This is a genomic window from Nocardia sp. NPDC050175 (genome assembly GCF_044459885.1).
GTDB lineage: Bacteria > Actinomycetota > Actinomycetes > Mycobacteriales > Mycobacteriaceae > Nocardia.
In genome coordinates, this window is the sequence record NZ_JBITJI010000005.1 from 218,078 (window position 1) to 238,728 (window position 20,651).

Below are 20,651 nucleotides of genomic sequence, written 5' to 3' on the forward strand. Positions count from 1 at the left end.
CCGCGGCCAGCAGAGTCGCGGCCGCGCATCTGCTGGCCGCGACTCTGCTGGCAGCGAGGCCCTCATAGCTGCCGGTGCTCGATACAGAACTTTGACAGCCGAGCTCCACCTTCAGTTGGATCGATCTCGTTGGCCTACAACAGAGCGGCTAATACTTTGGCCTGCGCGCGCAGGTCCTCGGCATGATCGGAGCGGCTCATACCGTCGTACTCTTCGGCGACGGTGTGGCGTTCGGTGATCTCGGCGCGAACGATCTGTTCGATGTCGTCCTCGGTCAGCTCGCGGCGGGCGACCTCGGCGACGCCCAGGCCGACCGCGCTGCCTTCCACTGCGCCCGCCCGCTGCTCGCCGACGTCGACTGCCTCTGCGTTGTCGATGGCACCCAGGGTGGACCGCAGGGCCGTGATTGCCTGGCGGTCACGGGATTTCATCGCAAGGGACAGCGCGGCCCGCATGCGCTCGCGCAGCGGCGGCCGGTCGGTCGACGGTTCGGTTGACATGATCACCACCGTAAGGAGAGTCGCTTGCCGAGTCGAACAGATTTCCGGGAGCCGCTAACCGATCGTGCCCCGTGGCGTGACGATGGTGAAATCCGGGTCAGGCGCATCGAATACGCCGACGAGCTCGGCCAGTTTGGTGACATCGCCTTCGATGAGGATGTCCCCCGCTGCCGCCGCGACCCCGAAATCCTCGCCCACCAGCAGCACCCGGATGAGCGTCGCTTTGCTCAGCGTGAACGCCGCGTCTGGCTCGGGCAGCGTTATCCCGTCGGGCCGGTCGTAATGGGTCAACCGGCCGTTGCGGAGTTCGAGACGGTGCACCCGATCCTCGTCACTGATCTGCCAATCCGCGACGACCCGCTGATTCCACGCCTTCGGGCCGTCCACCCGCAGCGCCATGGCGTCGAAGATCTGGTCAACGGTCAGCGCGGCGAGCAGGGTCGGCGCGTTCGCCTTGGTCGGCGTGCCGAACGAGCCATAGCGCAGTTCGTAGGCGCCGCTGAGATAGAAGTTGCGCCAGGTCGCGTTCTCCGCGCCGTAGCCGAGCTGCTCGAATGTGCTGGCCTGCAACGCTTTCGCGGCGTCATTGGCAGGATCGGCGTAGATCACGTAGTTGAGCACCTGGGCGACCCATCGGTAGTCGCCCGCGTCGTAGGAGTCCTGCGCCTTGCGCAGCACCTCCTCGGCACCGCCCATGAATTCCACGTGCCGGACGGCGGATTCGACCGGTGGATGCTCCCACAGGTGCGCCGGGTTGCCGTCGAACCAGCCCATGTACCGCTGGTAGATGGCCTTGACGTTGTGGCTGACCGACCCGTAGTACCCGTGCGTGTGCCAGCTGTCCTCGACCGCCGATGGCAGCGTGAGCATCTCGGCGATCTCGGCGCCGACGTAACCCTGATTCAGCAGGCGCAAGGTCTGGTCGTTCAGGTATCCGTATAGATCACGTTGCAGCGCAAGGAATTCCACCAGCCGGTCGGTACCCCAGGTGGGCCAGTGGTGCGAGGCGAACACCACATCGGACCGGCGCGCGTAGAGGTTGATCGCCTCGGTCAGGTACTTCGCCCAGACGTGCGGGTCACGGACCAGTGCCCCGCGCAGGGTGAGCAGGTTGTGCAGTGTGTGCGTGGCGTTTTCGGCCATGCACAGGGCCCGGTGGTCCGGGAAGTAGAAGTTCATCTCGGCGGGCGCTTCGGTGCCGGGGGTGACCTGGAAGACGATCCGGATCCCGTCGACCGTCTCCTCCTGCCCGGTCGCGGTGATGTCGACCGTCGGCGGGATCAGGGTCACCGTGCCGACCGAGGTGGTCTGCCCGAGACCGGCGCCCACCGCGCCGAGCGGCCCGCGCGGCAGCACCGCGCCGTACATATAGCCGGCCCGGCGGGCCATCGCGGTACCCGCGTAAACGTTCTCGGCGACAGCCTCTTCCAGGAAACCGGCCGGCGCGAGCACCGGACAACGCCCTGCCGCCACGTCCTCGGTGGTGGTCACGCCCAGCGCGCCGCCGAAATGGTCGGCGTGCGAATGGGTGTAGATGAGACCGGTCACCGGACGATCGCCGCGATGCGCCCGGTACAGGGCGAGCCCGGCGGCGGCGGTCTCCGCGGAAATCAGCGGATCGATCACCAGCACACCGGTTTTGCCCTCGACGAGCGTCATGTTGGACAGGTCGAGCCCGCGAATCTGGTAGATCCCATCGGTGACCTCGAACAGCCCCTGTTTGACGACCAGTCCGGCCTGCCGCCACAGGCTCGGATTGACCGAGGCGGGACAGGGTCCGCGCAGGAAGTCGTAAGAGTCGTTGTCCCACACCACGGTCCCGTCCACCGCAGTCACCACACCGGGCTCCAGCGCGGCGATGAACCCGCGGTCCGCGTCCTCGAGATCGGCGGTGTCGGCGAACGGCATTCCGGCGGCCGCCCGCTGCTGCTCCGCGACGATGAAGTCGCTCGGCTCGGTCGCTGTGCTCATGCCCGCACCTCGCTAGGGCTCGGCTCCGGCACAAGCACACTCGTGGCTGTATCTATTGCCCGCTCGCTACGCTCACTCATGCCTCCACCTCGCTAGCACTCGACTCCGGCACGAGCACACTCGTGGCTGTATCTATTGCCCGCTCGCTACGCTCACTCATGCCTGCACCTCGCTAACGCCCGACTCCGGCACAGGCACACTCGTGACTGCGCCTATTGCCCGCACCTCGCCGAGGCTCGACTCCGGCATGCGCAACGCGCGCCGGTACATGATTGGCTCACTTCGTTCGCTCATGTCATCCTCCTGCGAGTCGGTGCAAAGGTGGTGTGCCGGTGGGGATCTAGGGCCATGGATCGGTGAACTCGATGACTGCCGCGATGCCTGCGACCGCCACCACCACGACGGTCGCCGTGGCGACGACCCAGCTGCCGTGGCCGTAGCGACCCTCGTGCAAGCTGCGGTTGCGTAGATAACTCAGGCCTGCCAGTGCGGCCATGACAATCGCCGCACCGATCGGTGCGATCAACGCGGGACGCCATCCGCTGGTCATCGCGTGGTTCAGGAACAGCGCGCTGGTGATCATCGCGGCCACCGCCGTCCGCCGCCAGGCCAGGGCGGTGCGCTCCGCGGCGAGTCCGGCGCGGCTCATCGCAGCAACACCGCGATACCCGCGAGCACCGAAACGACGGCGATACCCGCGGACAGCACCGGCACCATCACGGTGTCGGGCAGTGGACGTCCCTGCCGCATCGCCAGCCCCACCCGCCGCCAATGCACATACGCGCCAACGGCAATGACCACGGCGAGCACCAGACAGCTGAGCGCGAGCGCGCTCCGCACGCCGCCCATCCGGAACGGCTGCACCAGGGTGTGCACCGCGACACCACCGGCGAGCAGGCCGAGCGATGTGCGCATCCACGCCAGGAACGTGCGCTCGTTGGCGAGGGTGAACCGGTAGTCGACCTCTTCTTCCCCCGCCGCCGATTCGGCGTCGGGGCTCGGCAGCGTCATGCCGCCCCGGTTCGGACGGTGGACTTGTCGCGCACCCACAGCCAGGACAGCACGGTCATCACGACACTCAACGCTACTTCGGGCAGATAGAAACCGCGCCCCTCCCCGGTGATCTCGACGAACAGCGAGAACACCAGAATCACCAGCACCGCGACCGCCACCACCCGAACCGAATCGCCGCGCATCAGCCGCACCGCGCCCAACACGACGGCGATCAGGATCGCGACGAAAACACCGACCTCCGCGCCGGCCACGGAGTAGCCGATCAGAAATCCGATCGCCGGAGCGGCTCCGTCCAGGAGGTGCTGCGGGCCGTGCATCGCCCGGAACTTCCCCCACACCTCCGCGCCGCGTGATTCCGCTGGACCGTCGCCTGGATGCAGTACCTGGCGCTGGTCGTCGGAATCCACGGGCACCTCTCCCACACAGGTCGGCTTCGTGCTGCGAGCAAACAATCCGCTACGTCACACTAACCGGACATCCGTAGAGCGTCCACGAACCGCGCTAGGCCGTGATCATGCGGTTACTCGGCCCGTTCCTGCTGGTTGTAGCCGTTGACTACACGGTGGCGGCGTCCTCGAAGGTCATCGCCAGGTGGGAAATGGCCGAGGTCATCACGGCGCGGCGAGGCAGACGCAGCGACCTCAGTTCGTCGGCGATGGGATGGTCGCCGAGGACGAGGGTTGCCCCGCCGGGGCGAGCGCGCATGCCGGACGGCTCCATCCGCCATGGAGTGCAGCGGGTGACGCCGTCGATGTGGGAGTAGGCGTCGAAGGAGGAGGCGGTGTTTCGGCGTTGCGGAGTGGGAATGCCCTGGCGGACGGTCAGATCGATGATGAGCTTGCCGTCCTGACGTAGCTCGCCGTGACGAACTCCCGCCTCGTGGCGTACGCTGAAATCGGCGAGTTCCTTGGGGAATCCCCAGATTCCGCGGCCGGCCGCGAGGGTGAAGTCGCCGTCGACCGGCAGTCGATGGATCAGCACTCCGGCCTGGTTCGTCGCCAAAGCGCGCAGGTCACCGAAGCGGGCGGCGGGATCGGCGGTGTGGTGCCGGACCATGAACGAGACGCCGAACTCGTTGTACGGGCCGAGATCACCGTCGACGTAGTCGACGAAAACGAGCGAACACATCGCGCGACCACCGGGCAGTCGCAGCACGTGCAGTCCGGAATAGTCGATCAGCCGCTGAGCGGCGACGGCGGGGACCAGGTAGCTCGCCATGAACGCACGCGCGAAGCGGATGCGCACCGGCATCTGCACTTCCTGGCCGAGGACGGTGTGGGTGCTCACGCGAACGCCTTCCTGTGCACCCACGCTGGGAATCGCGGAGGTACACCGCATTTCCGGAACCCATGGGCTCCGTCGACAAACTAGAACTTGTTTCAGATTAGCAACATGCCCTATCCCCCGGGTCGCTCTCCCGAGCCCCCGGGCAAGCGATGCTCAAGACCGTCCAGCAGGCACAGCAATCCGAAATCGAACGCCATCGCCCGCGCGACGTCGGGGTTGGCCGGCGAGACCTCCCGATAGTCCGCCATCAACTCGGGATAGCCTTCCCCGGTCACTTCTTCCATCATCTGCACGATCTCTTCCCGGTTGATATCGACACTGCCGTAGGTCTTTTCCCAGGCGAGCTCCGGCGTCACCACCCCGAGCACATAGGACATCACCGTGCCGCTGGCGAGATAGATGTCGATGCCATGGAAGCCGGCCCGGACATACGCCCGGCGCAGCCGATCGGTGAGCCGCAACGCGTTCGGCCCCATACTGGGCAGTTGACCGATCAGCGAGGCACCCCACCGGTGCGCGCGGAGTGTGTCCCGGAAGTTGTAGGCGAATGTCGTCAGCACTTCCCGCCACGGCGCCTCGTCCGGTTCCGGGACCTCCACCATGCCCCAGAACTCGTCGAGCACCCATTCGAGCAATTCGTCCTTGTTGGCGACGTACCAGTAGAGGCTGGTGGCGCCCGCGTCGAGTTTCGCGCCGATCTTGCGCATGCTCAACGACTCGAGCCCTTCGGCGTCGAGGAGTTCGACGGCGGCGCCGATGATGTGGTCCAGGCGTAAGCCCGACGCCTTCGGTTGCCGGGGTTCGCGAAGCCATACCGAGGTGAACTGCTTGGTCACCGGCCAATCCTATATTCATTCGCACATTGTTCGAGTTCATCGTACGCTGTTCGAGTGGAATCGAACGATGTACGAGACCCTCGCCGTTGGTGGATTCTGGGGGTCCTTTGCCTGTCCTTGCTGGTGCTGATGCTCGACAGCACTGTGCTCAATCTCGCTATCCCGTCGCTGATTCGCGAGCTGGGGGCCACGCCGTCGGACGTGCAGTGGATCCTCGACGCCTACGTGCTGGTCTTCGCCGGACTACTGCTCACCGCGGGCAGCCTGTCGGACCGATTCGGCAGGCGGCGGATGCTGATCTGCGGTCTGGCCGTGTTCGGGGTGGCCTCGCTGGTCGCGGTGCTGGCCACCGAGCCGTGGCATGTCGTTGTCGCGCGGGTGGCGATGGGGGTCGGTGGGTCGCTGCTGATGCCGTCGACCCTGTCCATCCTGATGACTACTTTCGCCGAGGACGAGCGACGCAAGGCGATGGCCGGGTGGACCACCGTCTCGATGGTCGGCATCGTCGCCGGGCCGACGCTGGGTGGTGTGCTGCTGCAGCACTATTGGTGGGGCTCGGTGTTCCTGCTCAATATCCCGGTCGCGGCGCTGGCCATCGTCGCCGCGGTGGTGCTGATGCCTGAGACCAAGGGTGAGCAGCGGCCAGTCGACCTGATCGGCGTGCTGCTGTCCGTTGTCGCGCTCGTCTCGACGGTCTACGTGATCATCGAACGCGAGTGGAATATCGGCATGATCGCGCTGGCAGTGCTGTCCGCGATCGGGTTCGTGGTGTGGGAGAGCCGGTCCGAGCATCCGATGCTGCCGCTGGCGGTGTTCCGCAATCGGGACTTCACCGGCACCGCGCTCACGCTGCTGCTGATGGTGTTCGGTATGGGTGCGGTCATGCTGATGCTCACCCAGTATCTGCAGTTCGTGCTGGGCTACGGGCCGATGAAGGCTGGACTCGCGCTGCTGCCCTATGCCGTGGCCGCCGCCGTATTCAATGGTTTGGGCGCGACGTTGGGCAAGACGCTCAGCAATAAGACGCTCATCGTGTCCGGCCTGCTGGTGATGGGCGGGGCATTCGCGATCCTCGCCGTCAGCGAGGGATACCTGATGATCCTGGTCAGCATGCTTGTCATGGGAATCGGTGGCGGTTTGGCCGGTCCGGCCGCTTACGCCGCGATCATGAGCGCCATTCCACTCGAACACGCGGGTGTCGGCTCGGCCATGAACGACACGTTGCAGCAGGTCGGCATGGCGATCAGCATCGCCATCCTCGGCAGCGTGCTGGCCGGTGTGTTCACCGAGAACATGCCTGCGGACGCCCCCGATGCGGCGCGCGAATCCATCGGCGCCGCATTCCAACTCGGGTTCGCCGAGCCCGCCAAGGCGGCCTTCACCACCGCCATGTCCACCGGCTCGTGGATCAGCGCAGGCTTCTGTGTCGCCGCCGCGCTGCTCGGCGTGACCCTGCTCCGCGCCCGGCGCACGCAGGCCGATCAGCCGCAGGAGTCCGCGGTCGAGGTCAGCTAGGCAAACGTCACCGCCGCCCTGCTACCCGGTACGGGGCGGCGGTGACGCGCGTAACCCACTGCACCGCAGTCGGATTGCTGCGCGATCCCACCAGGAGCCAAGCCGCGGCGGCGTCCCGACCCGCTGCACGACGCGGTGGCCGACACCGCCGCTGCCACGGCTGGATCGCCGCGTGTCAGGCGCGGGGGTGGGCTTGGTCGTGGACTTTTTTGAGGCGTTCGATGGAGACGTGGGTGTAGAGCTGGGTGGTGGCCATGCTGGCGTGGCCCAGGAGTTCTTGGACGACGCGGAGGTCGGCGCCACCCTCGAGGAGGTGGGTGGCGGCGGTGTGGCGTAGGCCGTGCGGGCCCATATCGGGGGCGCCGGGGATGGATGAGACTACTTCGTGCACAACGGTTCTGGCTTGACGCTGATCGAGGCGTTTGCCGCGGCGGCCGAGCAGGAGGGCGCGGCCGGAATCGGGGGTGGCGAAGGCGGCTCGGCCATGCTGTAGCCAGTTGCCGATCGCGTCGTCGGCGGGGATGCCGAAGGGGGCGGAGCGTTCCTTGTTGCCCTTGCCGAGGACGCGGACCACCCGGCGTTCGCGGTCGACGTCGTCGATGTCGAGGCCGCACAGCTCGCTGACTCGAATTCCGGTGGAGTACAACAGCTCCACGATCAACCGGTCCCGCAATGCCATCGGATCATGCTGTGCGGCACCGGATTCCGCGGCTTCCATGGCACCGATAGCCTGCTGGCGGCCGAGCACAGCGGGCAGCACCCGGTGTGCTTTGGGGGAACCGAGCCGCAGTCCTGGATCGACGGTCAACCGTCCGGTCTGGGTAAGCCACGCGGTGAAGGTCCGCGCCGAGGAGGCCCGTCGCGCCATCGTCGTCCGCGCCACCCCCGCCTGCGCCTGCTGCGCCAACCAGGAGCGCAGCAGCAGCAGATCCAGTTCGCGCACCGCGGAATCCGCCGACCTGGCGTACAGGTGCGCCAGCAGCGAACGCGCGTCGCCGAGGTAGGCGCGCACCGTGTGCGCCGACCGGTTCCGGCCGAGCCGCAGGTGCCTGCTGTACTCGGTCAGCAGCGCCGCCAAGTCCTCGGGTAGTTCTTCCATCTCACCACCGTCCCGACAGTCGTCTCCGTTGGCAAGCCCCCGCGCCGGTCACAGGTCGTCGGGCAGCCCCCGGCAGGCCTGCTCGCCGGTTCGGTCACTTGTCCGCTAAGTGTCGGCGGCCGGTGTGCTTTCGGTACCAACCCCCCTCGTCCGCGCCGACCAGTTCGGCGAGTTCGAGGGCGGGCAGCGCCGCACGAACGGCGGGCAGCGACAGACCGGACTGTTGGGCCAGTTCGCGCGGCAGGCGGGAACCGATTTTCGGCAGCGCGGCAAAGACCCGGGCTTCGTCGCCGGACAGGGCGTCCTCGGGGCAGGTGGCCTGCCCCGAGGATCCTGACAGTGGCAGGCGGAGGGGGCCCGCCTCATCGATCACTTCTTCGGCGCGGGTGACGAGCAGAGCTTCGCCGTCGCGGATCATCCGATGGCAGCCGACCGAGGCGGCGGAGGTGACCGGGCCGGGGACCGCCAATGCCGGACGACCAAGGCGCCGCGCCCATTTCACCGTGTTGCGCGCCCCGCTGCGCAGTCCCGCCTCGACGACCAGCACGCCGTCTGCCAAAGCGGCGACGAGCCGGTTGCGGGCCAGGAACTGGTGTTTGTGCGCGCTGGTTCCCGGCGGATACTCGCTGACCACCAGCCCGGTCTCGGCGATCTCCGCCAGCAACCGATCGTGCTGCGCGGGATAGGGCCGGTCGACACCGCAGGCCAGCACCGCGATGGTGGGGCCGCCGACGGCCAGGGCCGCGCGATGCGCCATCCCGTCGATCCCGAAGGCCGCCCCGGACACGATCGTCCAGCCTTTGGCCGCGAGATCGCCTGTGATTTCGCCGGTGACCTGGTTTCCGTACCCGCTGCTGCATCGCGCGCCGACGACCGCGAGGGCCCGGTCACTCGATTCCAGCAGCGACCGCGGACCGCGCACCCACAGCACCAGCGGCACCGCACAGTCTCGGTCCCGGCTCGGATCGAGTTGGGCGAGGCCGAGCAGCCGCCACGACGGCCACTCCGGATCGTCGGGGGTGACGACCCGCCCGCCGATCCGGTCCATCAACTCCAGATCCCGTGCGGCCGAATCCGTTCCGCGCCGCTGCTCGGTCGGTCCGCGCAACGACTGCGGTAACGCACACTCGCGCACGGCCCGCGCGGCCTCGACCACTCCCACCGACTCGATCAACGCCGACAGCGGCGCACACGGCCCCGTCACCACCCGGGACAGATACACCCATGCCAACCGGCGCTCGTAATCGTCGATACCGAATGGCGCGGAACTGCTTCCGGCGACGCCCGCCGTCACCTCGATGCCGCCGCCTTGGCACAGCGCAGGCCCACCGGTCGCATCCACCACAGTCACTGCGCACCCCGCTGCCGAAAGTTCAACGCCGCCAGCACATCCTGAGCGGTCGGCAACTGCGCCCCACGCAGGTCGGCAATGGTCCAGGCAACCCGGATCGCGCGATCGGCACCGCGGGCGGACATCCGTCCGAGGCGCAGCGCCGTCTCGACCGGCGCGATCGCCTCGCGCGGCAGGCGGAACTGCTGGCGCAGAATGTGCCCGGGCACTTCGGCATTGGTCAGCCAGCCGTGCTCCTGCCAGCGCCGCACCGCCGCCTGCCGCGCCACGGCGACCCGATTCCGCACCACCGCACTGCTTTCCGCCTCGTCGGTGCTGAACGCGGCGCCGGACTGGCCGCGCATCTGCACCCAGATGTCGATGCGATCCATCAGGGGCCCGGACAGTTTCCCGAGATAGCGGCGCCGCGCCAGTGGCGCGCAGATGCAGTCGACGTCCCGAGCCGGCGCGCAGGGGCAGGGGTTGGCGGCAAGCACCAGCTGGAATCGCGCCGGATATCGGGCGACCCCATCGCGGCGGGCGATGCGAACCTCGCCCTCTTCCAACGGAGTTCGCATCGCCTCCAGCACCTTGGTGCCGATCTCCGCACACTCGTCGAGGAACAGCACGCCGCGATGCGCCCTGCTCACCGCGCCCGGCCGGGCGGTGCCCGACCCGCCACCGACCATCGCGGTCACCGAGGTCGAATGGTGCGGTGCGACGAACGGCGGCATGGTGATGAGCGGATGATCACCGGACAACACCCCCGCCATCGAATGGATGGCGGTCACCTCCAGCGACTCGGACTCCGACAATGGCGGCAACAGGCCGGGAAGACGTTGCGCCAACATCGTTTTCCCGATGCCGGGCGGACCGGTGAGCAGCAGATGGTGCCCGCCCGCCGCGGCAACCTCCAAGGCCCAGCGCGCCTCGTCCTGCCCGACCACCTCGCTCAGATCACCGCCGGACCGCACCGGATCGGGCAGTTGCCCGCTCGGTTCGGGCAGCGTGCCTTCGCCGCGCAACCAGGCCACCACGGTGCGCAGGCTCGCCGCCCCGAAAACCTCTATCCCATCGACCAATCCGGCCTCGGCCAACGCCTCCTCCGGCACCACGACCGCGAGCCACCCCGCGTTGCGGGCCGCGATCACCGCGGGCAGGATGCCGCGCACCCGCCGGACCCGGCCATCCAGCGCGAGCTCACCGAGCAACACCGTCTTCGCCAGCCGCTCCGACGGAACCGCGCCCGACGCGTCGAGCACCGAGATAGCCAGGGCCAGATCGTAAACACTGCCGATCTTCGGCAGCGTCGCAGGCGAGAGCGCCAGAATCACCCGTCCGTCCGGCCACTTCTCCCCCGAGTTGGCCACCGCCGACCGCACCCGGTCCCGCGACTCCTGCAGCGCCGTGTCCGGCAGCCCCACCAGGTGCACCGAGGGCAGACCCTGCCCGATATCGGCCTCGATCTCGACGAGTAGGCCGTCGACCCCGGTCACCGCGACCGAGTGGGCTCGGCCGAGTGCCATCAGAACACCGCCTTGAGATGATCGATCACCGGCTCGTGCCCGCGGGTGAGCAGCACCGAGACGACATCGAACCGGATGTGCCGCCACGGGCCGTCCTGCTCGGCCAGCCATAGCAGGGCGAGCCGCCGAATCCGCTGCTGCTTGGTGAAGGTGACCGACTCGGCCGGTATGCCGAACCCGAGCCCGGACCGGGTCTTCACCTCCACGAACGCGGTGACACCCGCGTCGCGCACGATCAGGTCCAGTTCACCGTATTTGCATCGCCAGTTTCTGCTGACGATCTCTATCCCGGCTGCCTGCAGGAACCGTGCCGCCAGCTCTTCTCCGTGCGCGCCGAGCGCTTTTCTGTCTGTCACTCGGCCAGCGTGCTCGGCACCGCGCCGCGGCTTCGGGCGTCGACCTGGGCAAATACCAGCCTTGGGGATAGCCGCTGCCCTGTGCACAACTCGCGATGCGCGGGTACCGGAGCACGCCGAGTTGTCGGTGGGCCGTGCTAGGCGGTTACTCCGGCAGGCGCAGGTCCGGCTTTTCGAGCTCTTCGATGTTGACGTCCTTGAAGGTGATCACCCGGACGTGCTTGACGAAGCGGGCGGGACGGTACATATCCCACACCCAGGCATCGCTCATCCGAACCTCGAAATACACCTCACCGTCGGCGTTTTGCGGGCGCAACTCCACGGAGTTGGCCAGGTAGAAGCGGCGCTCGGTCTCCACCACGTACGAGAACTGACCGACGATGTCTTTGTACTCTCGGTACAGCGAGAGCTCCATCTCGGTTTCGTACTTCTCGAGGTCCTCGGCACTCATCGGGTGGGACGTCCTCCTTCTCGCCGCGCTGCGTCGTGTGCTGACATCATCGCGCATGGGTAGCGCCGGTAGCCACTCGGCTATCCGGACGCACGTCGTGGAACTCATCGAACAGCATCGGGTCGGCCTCGTCGGCGAGCACGGCGTCGGCCACGCCGGCCTCGTCGGCCACCGCGGCGACCGGTCGCAGGCCCGCCAGCTCCCGCACATTGCGCCAGGAACGCCGGTGCTCGTCGCTGGGTCCGAGGCGGCGCAGGGCGGCGAGGTGGTCGGGCGTGTTGTAGCCCTTGTGGGTCGCGAAACCGTAGCCGGGGAACCGCTCGTCCAGCTCGACCATCATCCGGTCCCTGGTGACCTTCGCCAGGATGCTGGCGGCGGCGATGCAGGCCGCGGCCGCGTCACCGCCGATCACCGGCAGCGACGGCGCGGGGATGCCGGGCACCCGGAACCCGTCGGTCAGCACGTATCCCGGTGTGTGGCCGAGCCCGGCGACCGCACGGCGCATGCCCTCGATATTGGCGACGTGGATGCCGATCGAGTCGATCTCCCAGGACGGGATGACCACCACATTCCAGGCCAGCGACAGCCGGATGATCACCGGGTACAGCTCTTCCCGGACGGCCTCGGTGAGCTTCTTCGAGTCATCGAGCCCGGACAGCTTGTCGTAGGCCTTGGGCGCTAGCAGGCAGGCCGCGACGACCAGCGGCCCCGCGCACGGTCCACGACCCGCCTCGTCGACGCCGGCGACCGGGCCGAGCCCGCTGCGGATCAACGCCGCTTCGAGCGTGCGTAACCCACTCGCCTTCCGCATCACCACGCGCGGCGGCCACCCATTGCTCTGTACCACTCGGCTCTGCCCCACCGTCCAATTATGCTGCGGCCGCTGATGATCAGTTCGCTTGGGCGTTCTGTGAGCGCACCGGACCGATCCGGCTCGGCGGCCAAATCTTGAAGACGGCCTTGCCGCGGACGTTGTCCACCGGCACGGTGCCCTGCAGTTCGTCGGTGATGTGGGCGCGCGAATCGGCGGATTCGTTGCGGTTGTCGCCCATCACCCACAGGTTTCCCTCGGGCACCTTGACCGGCTTGAACTCGCGTCCGCCGCTGGCACCGAAGGGCTGGCCCGGGACGTACGGCAGGAGGTAGCGCGCGTATGGCTCGTCCAGCGGCTTGCCGTCGACCAGGACGCGGCCCTGCGCGTCGCAGCACTGCACGGTCTGGCCGCCGACGGCGATCACCCGCTTCACCAGATCGTTCTCGTCCGGCGGCACCAAGCCGAAGAACGAGAAGAAGTTCTGCACACCGCGCATGACGGCGTTGTCGGAACGGATCGACTGGTAGTGGGTGTTCCAGGACGACGGGCCGACGAACACCACCACGTCGCCCGGCTTGGGATCGCCCCAGTAGTAGCTCAGCTTCTGCACGTAGATGCGGTCGCCGGTGCACCCGGCGCAACCGTGCAGCGTGGTTTCCATCGACTGCGACGGAATCACGTACGGGCGTCCGACGAAACTGACCATCAGCGCGGCGATCACGGCCGCGATGACGACGAGGATCGGCAGCTCCTGCCAGAACGGCCGCTGCTTCTTCTCGCGCCGCCGCCTGCCGCGACGCGGACGCACCCCCTCGTCGTCCGAATCGGACACCGACACCGACCCACTTTCGTCTGCCACGCCGAACAGATTAGCCCGGCACCCTGTGAGTCGTCCGACGCCGGGCGATCGGCGTCACACTATTTCGATTGCTTGGAGCGCTTGCGAGCGCGAATGCGCGAGGCCGCGGGTCCTGCGAACGCACCGGCCCGATCCGGCTCGGCGGCCAAATCTTGAACACCGCTTTGCCCCGAACGTTGCTGACGGGGACGGTTCCGTGGAGTTCATCGCGGGTGTGCGCGCGGGAATCCCGCGAGTTGTTGCGGTTGTCGCCCATCACCCACAGATTGCCCTCGGGCACCTTGATGGGCGCGAACTCCCGCCCGCCGCCGGCGCCGAACGGCTGGCCGGGCGTGTACGGGATGGTGTACGTGGCGTACGGCTCGTCCAGCGGCTTGCCGTCGACGAGGACGCGGCCCTGCGCGTCGCAGCACTGCACCGTCTGGCCGCCGACCGCGATCACCCGCTTCACTAGATCGTTCTCGTCCGGCGGCACCAGACCGAAGAAGGAAAAGAAGTTCTGGACGCCGCGAACAACCGCGTTGCTCGAACGCGTCGACTTGTAGGTGTCGTTCCACGACGACGACGGCCCGACGAACACCACGACGTCGCCCGGCTTCGGGTCGCCCCAGTAGTAGCTCAGCTTCTCGACGTAGATGCGGTCCCCTGTGCAACCGGCACAACCGTGCAGCGTGGTTTCCATCGACTCGGACGGGATCACATACGGCCGCCCGACAAAGTTGACCAGCAACGCGGCGATCACCGCCGCGATCACGACGAGGATCGGCAGCTCCTGCCAGAACGGCCGCTGCTTCTTCCCGCGCCGCCTGCGGCGACGGCCTGCCCCTTGGTCACCCGGCTCCGCCGAGGACGCGCTGTGCTCTGTCACACCGAAAACAGTAGCCCGGCACCGGAACTGAGTTCCGAGGCCGGGCTACCAGACGCTCTATCGTGCGGAAAAGCTATCTCAGCGCTTTTCCTTGATCTTGGCGGCCTTGCCGCGCAGATCGCGCAGGTAGTACAGCTTGGCGCGACGGACGTCACCACGGGTGACGACCTCGATGTGGTCGATGTTCGGGGTGTGCACCGGGAAGGTGCGCTCCACGCCGACACCGAACGACACCTTGCGGACCGTGAAGGTCTCGCGGATGCCGCCGCCCTGGCGTCGGATGACGACGCCCTTGAAGACCTGGATGCGCTCCTTCGAGCCTTCGATGACCTTTACGTGCACATTGAGGGTGTCGCCCGGCCGGAAGTCGGGGACGTCGCTGCGCAGCGACTTCTCGTCGACGAAGTCAAGGGTGTTCATTTCCATCCTTATGGGTTCGCGCGAACAGAGGACCCTGGCGGCACGGGACGTGCTCGACCGGTTCATGCTCCGATTAAGGGGGTGCGCCGGGCAGAGACTCTCCCAGGGCAACCTGAGTATTGTGCCAGATCAGCGGGTCGCGGGAAAAATCGGCCCCTGGATCAGGCCGGCTTGTCCGGTACCGCGAACAGTCGAACACTCATCGGCTTGGCATCCGCAGGCGCGTCTTCGCGACTGAAACTGTAGCGCGCGAGCAGCGCCTTGTACTCCTCGACGAACTCTCTCACCTGGGCCTTCGCCATGTAGGTTCCGGTTCGCTGCACCTGCGCCCAGCCGTCGGGGCCCGCCCATTCGCGTACCGCCCGCAGGTAGAGGTCGATGTCGTGGCCCGCCTTCAACCTGCCCAGATGCTCGGCGGCCGCGTACTCGGCCGGTGCCATGGTCGCCGGATCGGGAGTGGTGTGCTCGAACGGCAGCGACTTCCACCAGCGCTCCCGGCCCGCCGATTTCTCCGCGATTTCGGTGATGAGGCCGAGTTCGGCGAGTTTACGCAGGTGGTAGCTGGTACTGCCGGTGCTCTCGTCCAGCACCTCGGCCAGCGTCGCCGAATTGGCTTCGCCATGTTTGCCCAGGTACTGCAGGATTCGGCCACGCAAGGGGTGAGCCAGCGTGCGATAGAGCGCAGTGCGCTCGGCGCTGGTCATGTCGTCAGGTTTACGCGGTGCCATACGCCGAAGGATAGCAAATAGTTCTTTGCAAATAAATGTTTGCAAAGAACTATTTGCGGACGTAGCGTGGCCGTCATGCGAAGAACAGCACTGCTCCCTTCCCGAACCCGTTTCGCCCGCGACAAGGCGCGCTGGTTCATCGCCGCGAGCACGGTCGCGCTCATACCGTGGGCGGCGGTCCTCTGGAATACGCTGCCGAGCACCGCGCAGGTGCGGAACTGGTCGGCGGCGTGGGTCGGATTGGACCTCTTTCTGGCCGCCGGTTGTGCACTCACCACAGGGTTGTTGCGCCGCAACGACTCCCGAGCGCGGCTGGTGGCGTCGGCGGTCGGCGGCATCACGATGATCGACATGTGGTTCGACCTGGTGACCGCGGATCCGGGCGCCCCGTTCGCGCAATCGTTGCTCAGCGCGGTGGGCGAGACCGCCCTGATCGCCGCGTGTATGCATGTCGCGCTGACGCCGGATCGCGCGGCAACGCCGCCGCCCATGCGACGAATCAATTTCTAGCCCTGCGTGTTTCGAGCCGGGTATCAGGCGTGCGCTGAACGCCGCAGCAACGCAAGGGGATTGCGCTGACCGGCGGGCGGGCGTAGTCCATAGGACGCTAGGCAGAGACCTGCCATGACCAACGGCGCGATCCATATCCCCGGCCCCTCACCGACCGCCAGATGTGATGCCACCGCGCCGAGATAGACGAAAGTCAGTCCGGCATAGGCCCATTCCTCGAGGCGCGGACGGCCGGGCACCGCGATCGCGACCACCGCCGCCGCCTTGGCCACGCCGAGGATCGTCGCGAAATACATCGGGTATTCGAGTCGATCGAAAACCTCATGGACATAAGGGATCCGGGCAATATCCCAATAAGAGCCCACCACCGATTCGAGGAGCACCGCGGCGGTCGCGCCGACGTAGGCGACACGCAATGCCAGGTCCTTGGTATTCATCATTTCGTTCCTTCCGTCAGTGCTGCTATCTGTCTGACGGAGGGCGGCGCGCGAAGGTAACAAGCCGTGCGACGTGCCCGGCGGAACTCAGTCGCGATCGGGGGCGTGGGCGATGGGTTCAGGCTCTTGATCGGAGGAAAAGAGGGAGAGGTGGTGGCGGTGGGGGGCCGGTGGGGCGGGGACCACGGTGCGGGTCAGCTCGGCCTCGGCGGCGGTGCGGACGTGTTCGACGTCGGGTTTACCGGCGACCAGGTCTTGGACGAAGATTTTGGCGCGGATGACGGGGCGGCGGTAGCGGCGTTCGCGGACGATGGCGCGATACATGAGGCGGCGGCGGTTGGAGTAGCGCCAACGAGCCCATGGGGCGCCCGGTCGGCTCAGCCGAAACGCGCCGACGAACAGTAGCGGCAGGAAGAACATGCCGAACAGGCCGGTCCAGATCTTGCCCTTGGCGATGACGATCGCGGCGAGCGCAAGGTTCACCACCGCGAAGAAGACGACGAACACCCGGACCTCGATGCTCGGGTCACTGCGGAAGTCGTTGATGTCGAGCAACCACAGCGGATGAAAACCCAGCAGCAGCAACCCGGTAACCGCGAGCGCGACGAACACCGCGTCCACCGAGGTCCGCCCCTGCTCCTCCCAGTACACATCGCGCAGGTAGAAGATCAGCGCGAATTCGTCGAGGGTCAGCGCGGCACCGACCCCGAAGAACGCGGCGAGCACGGCGGCGGTGGTGACACTGGCGGTCTGGTACAGGGTGACCATGCCGACGCCGGACGCCAGCACCAGGATCACCCCGAACACCATGTGGTGGATGTGCACCCCGCCGGAGCGCAGGTTGCCCGGCCACCAGCGCACCTTTTTCCGGATCAGCCGGACGCTGAGCCGAATCAACAGGAAGCCGACGATGAACCCTAGAAGGAAGCACAGCAGCGGAAGCCTGCCCTGCGCGATCACATCCTCACTGAGCCATCGTCGCATGGCCGCCTGAAACCTCCGTCCGACCTACTGTCCGAAACCTGCCCGGCGCAACGCATCCGCCATCGAACCGGTCGGCGCGGGCGCGTTACGGCGCTGGTTGCCGCCACCGCGTGCTTGGCCCTGGCCCTGATTCTTTTGCCCTTGGTTGCGGCCCTGCGGGGTCTTGCCCTGTCCATTCTGCCGCTCGGGCGCGCCACCCTTGCGGTCACCTTGGCCACGCTGCCGGTTCTCGCCCCGCTCCCCCTTCGCGGTGGCGCCCGGCTCGTCGTCCAGCCGCAGCGACAGCCCGATGCGCTGGCGGGCCACATCGACCTCGAGCACCTTCACCTTGACCACGTCGCCGGTGTTCACCACCTCGCGCGGATCCTTGATGAAGTTGTGCGACATGGCCGAAACGTGCACGAGTCCGTCCTGGTGCACGCCGATGTCGACGAACGCGCCGAAGGCGGCGACGTTGGTGACGACCCCTTCGAGCACCATGCCCGGCTCGAGGTCGGCGACCTTCTCCACGCCCGCGGCGAATTCCGCGGTCTTGAATTCCGGTCGCGGGTCGCGGCCCGGCTTCTCCAGCTCGGTGATGATGTCGGTCACCGTCGGCACACCGAAGCGTTCGTCGGTGAAGTCGTCGGCGCGCAGCGAGCGCAGCACGGTGGTGTTGCCGATGACCTCGGTGATGTCGCGTCCGGTCGTTTCCATGATCCGGCGGACCACCGGGTAGGCCTCGGGGTGCACCGACGACGTGTCCAGCGGGTCGTCGCCGCCGCGGATTCGCAGGAAGCCCGCGCACTGCTCGAACGCCTTCGGGCCGAGCCGCGGCACCTCAAGCAGCGCGGTCCGGCTGCGGAACGGGCCGTTCTGATCCCGGTGCGCGACAATGCTTTCCGCGACCGACCCGGCGATGCCGGACACCCGCGACAGCAGCGGCACCGAGGCCGTGTTGACGTCGACGCCGACCGCGTTCACCGCGTCCTCGACCACCGCGCCCAGCGATCGCGCCAGCAGCGTCTCGGACACGTCGTGCTGGTACTGGCCGACGCCGATCGACTTCGGATCGATCTTCACCAGCTCGGCGAGCGGATCCTGCAGGCGTCGCGCGATGGACACCGCGCCGCGCAGCGACACGTCCATGTCCGGCAGTTCCTGCGTGGCGTACGCCGAGGCGGAGTACACCGACGCGCCCGCCTCGGACACCACGATCTTGGTCGGCTTGTTCTCCGGAATGCGCGAGATCAGCTCGGTGGCAAGGGCATCGGTCTCCCGCGAGGCGGTGCCGTTGCCGATGGCGATGAGTTCAACGCCGAATCGGGCGACCAGCGCGCCGAGCACGGCGAGGGACTTCTCGGTCTGTCCCTGCGGCTTGTGCGGATAGATCACCTCGGTGGCGACCGCCTTGCCGGTGGCGTCGACGACGGCCACCTTCACGCCGGTCCGGTAGCCCGGGTCGAGGCCCATCGTGGTGCGGGTGCCCGCGGGCGCGGCGAGCAGCAGATCGCGCAGGTTCGCCGCGAACACGTCGACGGCGTCCTTCTCGGCCGCCTGCCGCAGCCGCATCCTGGTGTCGATGCCAAGGCTCACTTGCAGTTTGGTCCGCCACGCCCAGCGCACGGTGTCCAGCAGCCAGGTGTCGGCGGCGCGGCCCTTCTCGGCGATATTGAACTTGATCGCGATCCGGCCCTCGTAGATGGACCGTTCGCCCGGCTCGAGTTCTTCGGTGTCCGGCTCGAGGTGCAGCGAGAGCACGTCTTCCTTCTCACCACGCAGCAGCGCGAGGATCCGGTGCGAGGGCAGCTTGGTGAACGGCTCGTCGAACTCGAAGTAGTCGGCGAACTTGGCGCCCGCCTCCTCCTTGCCCGGGCGCACGGTCGACTTGACCTGACCGCGATTCCACATCAGCTCGCGCAGCTCACCGACCAGGTCGGCGTCCTCGGCGAAACGCTCGACCAGGATCGACCGCGCGCCGTCGAGCTGCTCGGCGTTGTACTGCGCGGGATCGGTGGTCGGGTCGGTGATGAGCGCGTCGGCGACGGGCTCATGGCCTGCCTCGCGCGCGATCTGCGCCTTGGTGCGCCGCTTCGGCTTGTACGGCAGGTAGATGTCCTCGAGCCGGGCCTTGGTCTCGGCGAGCATGATCTGCTGGTGCAGCGCGTCGTCGAGTTTGCCCTGGCCGCGGATGGATTCGAGGATGGCGCCGCGGCGCTCGTCGAGTTCGCGAATGTAGTGCAGACGCTCGTCCAGTAGGCGCAGCTGCGCGTCGTCGAGACCGCCGGTGACCTCCTTGCGGTATCGCGCGATGAACGGCACGGTCGAGCCGCCGTCGATCAGCTCGACGGTGGCACGCACCTGGCTCTCCCGCACCGCGAGCTCGTCGGCGATGCGACGGTTCACGCTGGCCTGGCTCATGACACCGGCGGACGTCGCGGGTGGAAGCACGGCGGGGTCGGACTCTGCACTGGCGGTCTCGGGCGCTGTCGTCACGTCCGGAGACACTACCGGGACCGCCTGACATGAGGCCCACACCCAGCGGAACCGGGTCGCGCGTGCCGCATCATCGCTGGTCCGGCCGTGCCGGGGGCAGGACGCACCGAACCAGGCCGAGCGTGCTCGGCCTGGTTGGGGAAATTTCGACGCACCGTATTGCCTACGGCAGGACCAGTTCCGGGCTGTAGATGGGACTGAACGTCTGACCGTTCTTGGTGACGGCAGTGAAGCTGACATACCGATGGCCCGGCTTGGCGAATACCGCGTCCACCGTCAGTGGCGGAGAGGGATAGCGCCCGTTGAAGCAAGGAAATGGACCACTGGTCGCGACCCGTTCATCGGTGCCGCCGCCGGCATAGGCATCTTTATCGATGACTGTCACAACCATGGTGCAATTCTTGTCGTTGATGGAATCATTTTTGATATTGAGTCCACCGAATGCCCGCGGCACTCCGTTCTCCGCATAAATGCACGACTCTACGTCTGCGGAGCCATCACTCGTCAAAAATAGACCCGAGCAGCTGTACGGGCTGTTCGGGTCAGCGACGGCGGCCGGTGCGAGCGCGAGAAGTGGTGCCGCACTGGCGATAACACAGGACAAGACACGTGAAAACGAACCGATTGACATACAAGACCTTTCGCGACCAGATAAACCAGATCCCCGACGA

24 protein-coding genes are annotated in these 20,651 nt (G+C 67.2%); 2 read left to right on the top strand and 22 right to left on the bottom strand.

Annotated elements, in window-relative coordinates:
• Positions 1-134 precede the first annotated feature (134 nt).
• The 8 genes from ACIBK2_RS18765 to ACIBK2_RS18800 all read right to left on the bottom strand — a co-directional run bounded on the left by ACIBK2_RS18765 (position 135) and on the right by ACIBK2_RS18800 (position 5,608).
• On the bottom strand, positions 135-500 hold the full coding sequence (locus ACIBK2_RS18765; protein WP_396968801.1) for a hypothetical protein: 366 nt from the start codon (positions 498-500) through the stop codon (positions 135-137).
• A gap of 54 nt (positions 501-554) precedes the next feature.
• Positions 555-2,471, bottom strand: coding sequence for an alkyl/aryl-sulfatase (locus tag ACIBK2_RS18770; RefSeq protein WP_396968802.1), 1,917 nt, complete (start codon positions 2,469-2,471; stop codon positions 555-557).
• 156 nt (positions 2,472-2,627) lie between these two features.
• The gene (locus ACIBK2_RS18775; RefSeq protein WP_396968803.1) at positions 2,628-2,765 is read right to left on the bottom strand and encodes a hypothetical protein; all 138 of its coding nucleotides are present in this window, start codon (positions 2,763-2,765) and stop codon (positions 2,628-2,630) included.
• Positions 2,766-2,811: 46 nt separating this feature from the next.
• Positions 2,812-3,120: a DUF202 domain-containing protein gene (locus tag ACIBK2_RS18780; protein WP_396968804.1), complete on the bottom strand. Its 309-nt coding sequence runs from the start codon at positions 3,118-3,120 to the stop codon at positions 2,812-2,814.
• Positions 3,117-3,482, bottom strand: coding sequence for a YidH family protein (locus tag ACIBK2_RS18785; protein WP_396968805.1), 366 nt, complete (start codon positions 3,480-3,482; stop codon positions 3,117-3,119). The genes ACIBK2_RS18780 and ACIBK2_RS18785 overlap by 4 nt, the downstream gene beginning before the upstream one ends.
• Entirely contained in the window at positions 3,479-3,892 is a 414-nt protein-coding gene (locus tag ACIBK2_RS18790; protein ID WP_396968806.1) for a DUF3159 domain-containing protein, read from the bottom strand. Before ACIBK2_RS18790 ends, ACIBK2_RS18785 begins: the two co-directional genes overlap by 4 nt.
• 148 nt (positions 3,893-4,040) lie before the next feature.
• A complete protein-coding gene (locus ACIBK2_RS18795; protein WP_396968807.1) occupies positions 4,041-4,772 on the bottom strand; it encodes an acetoacetate decarboxylase family protein in 732 nt (243 codons plus the stop codon).
• A 110-nt stretch (positions 4,773-4,882) separates the two neighbouring features.
• Positions 4,883-5,608, bottom strand: a complete 726-nt coding sequence (locus ACIBK2_RS18800; protein WP_396968808.1) for a TetR/AcrR family transcriptional regulator — start codon at positions 5,606-5,608, stop codon at positions 4,883-4,885.
• Positions 5,609-5,662: 54 nt separating this feature from the next.
• Between ACIBK2_RS18800 and ACIBK2_RS18805 the strand changes: the two genes are divergently transcribed.
• The gene (locus tag ACIBK2_RS18805) at positions 5,663-7,123 is read left to right on the top strand and encodes an MFS transporter (protein WP_396968809.1); all 1,461 of its coding nucleotides are present in this window, start codon (positions 5,663-5,665) and stop codon (positions 7,121-7,123) included.
• Between the two features lie 175 nt (positions 7,124-7,298).
• Here ACIBK2_RS18805 and ACIBK2_RS18810 read toward each other — a convergent pair whose 3' ends face one another.
• The 10 genes from ACIBK2_RS18810 to ACIBK2_RS18855 form a co-directional block, all read right to left on the bottom strand.
• On the bottom strand, positions 7,299-8,222 hold the full coding sequence (locus tag ACIBK2_RS18810; RefSeq protein ID WP_396968810.1) for a tyrosine recombinase XerC: 924 nt from the start codon (positions 8,220-8,222) through the stop codon (positions 7,299-7,301).
• Positions 8,223-8,316: 94 nt separating this feature from the next.
• Positions 8,317-9,474, bottom strand: coding sequence for a DNA-processing protein DprA (dprA, locus tag ACIBK2_RS18815; RefSeq protein ID WP_396969222.1), 1,158 nt, complete (start codon positions 9,472-9,474; stop codon positions 8,317-8,319).
• A 95-nt stretch (positions 9,475-9,569) separates the two neighbouring features.
• The gene (locus ACIBK2_RS18820; RefSeq protein WP_396968811.1) at positions 9,570-11,078 is read right to left on the bottom strand and encodes a YifB family Mg chelatase-like AAA ATPase; all 1,509 of its coding nucleotides are present in this window, start codon (positions 11,076-11,078) and stop codon (positions 9,570-9,572) included.
• Positions 11,078-11,434, bottom strand: a complete 357-nt coding sequence (locus ACIBK2_RS18825) for a YraN family protein (RefSeq protein ID WP_379284726.1) — start codon at positions 11,432-11,434, stop codon at positions 11,078-11,080. Before ACIBK2_RS18825 ends, ACIBK2_RS18820 begins: the two co-directional genes overlap by 1 nt.
• 145 nt (positions 11,435-11,579) lie before the next feature.
• Positions 11,580-11,885 carry a DUF2469 domain-containing protein gene (locus ACIBK2_RS18830; RefSeq protein WP_011210678.1) on the bottom strand — a complete coding sequence of 102 codons (306 nt, stop codon included), beginning with the start codon at positions 11,883-11,885 and terminating at the stop codon, positions 11,580-11,582.
• A 46-nt stretch (positions 11,886-11,931) separates the two neighbouring features.
• On the bottom strand, positions 11,932-12,747 hold the full coding sequence (locus ACIBK2_RS18835; protein ID WP_396968812.1) for a ribonuclease HII: 816 nt from the start codon (positions 12,745-12,747) through the stop codon (positions 11,932-11,934).
• Between the two features lie 28 nt (positions 12,748-12,775).
• The gene (gene lepB / locus ACIBK2_RS18840; RefSeq protein WP_379284873.1) at positions 12,776-13,537 is read right to left on the bottom strand and encodes a signal peptidase I; all 762 of its coding nucleotides are present in this window, start codon (positions 13,535-13,537) and stop codon (positions 12,776-12,778) included.
• Between the two features lie 31 nt (positions 13,538-13,568).
• Positions 13,569-14,426 (bottom strand): signal peptidase I, encoded by an 858-nt coding sequence (lepB, locus tag ACIBK2_RS18845; RefSeq protein ID WP_396968813.1) that lies wholly within the window; start codon positions 14,424-14,426, stop codon positions 13,569-13,571.
• Between the two features lie 78 nt (positions 14,427-14,504).
• On the bottom strand, positions 14,505-14,846 hold the full coding sequence (gene rplS, locus ACIBK2_RS18850) for a 50S ribosomal protein L19 (RefSeq protein ID WP_029893064.1): 342 nt from the start codon (positions 14,844-14,846) through the stop codon (positions 14,505-14,507).
• 161 nt (positions 14,847-15,007) lie between these two features.
• Positions 15,008-15,574, bottom strand: a complete 567-nt coding sequence (locus ACIBK2_RS18855; RefSeq protein ID WP_396968814.1) for a helix-turn-helix domain-containing protein — start codon at positions 15,572-15,574, stop codon at positions 15,008-15,010.
• Between the two features lie 75 nt (positions 15,575-15,649).
• Here ACIBK2_RS18855 and ACIBK2_RS18860 point away from each other — a divergent pair, with 75 nt between their 5' ends.
• Positions 15,650-16,084 (top strand): hypothetical protein, encoded by a 435-nt coding sequence (locus ACIBK2_RS18860; protein WP_396968815.1) that lies wholly within the window; start codon positions 15,650-15,652, stop codon positions 16,082-16,084.
• Positions 16,085-16,107: 23 nt separating this feature from the next.
• On the opposite strand, the gene ACIBK2_RS18865 is transcribed toward ACIBK2_RS18860, so the two are convergent.
• The 4 genes from ACIBK2_RS18865 to ACIBK2_RS18880 form a co-directional block, all read right to left on the bottom strand.
• Positions 16,108-16,521, bottom strand: a complete 414-nt coding sequence (locus ACIBK2_RS18865; RefSeq protein WP_396968816.1) for a DoxX family protein — start codon at positions 16,519-16,521, stop codon at positions 16,108-16,110.
• Between the two features lie 87 nt (positions 16,522-16,608).
• Complete coding sequence (locus ACIBK2_RS18870; RefSeq protein ID WP_396968817.1) at positions 16,609-17,505, bottom strand: hypothetical protein; 897 nt, start codon at positions 17,503-17,505, stop codon at positions 16,609-16,611.
• Positions 17,506-17,529: 24 nt separating this feature from the next.
• Positions 17,530-19,905, bottom strand: a complete 2,376-nt coding sequence (locus tag ACIBK2_RS18875; RefSeq protein WP_396969223.1) for a Tex family protein — start codon at positions 19,903-19,905, stop codon at positions 17,530-17,532.
• A 238-nt stretch (positions 19,906-20,143) separates the two neighbouring features.
• Complete coding sequence (locus ACIBK2_RS18880; RefSeq protein WP_396968818.1) at positions 20,144-20,611, bottom strand: hypothetical protein; 468 nt, start codon at positions 20,609-20,611, stop codon at positions 20,144-20,146.
• Positions 20,612-20,651: the final 40 nt, after the last annotated feature.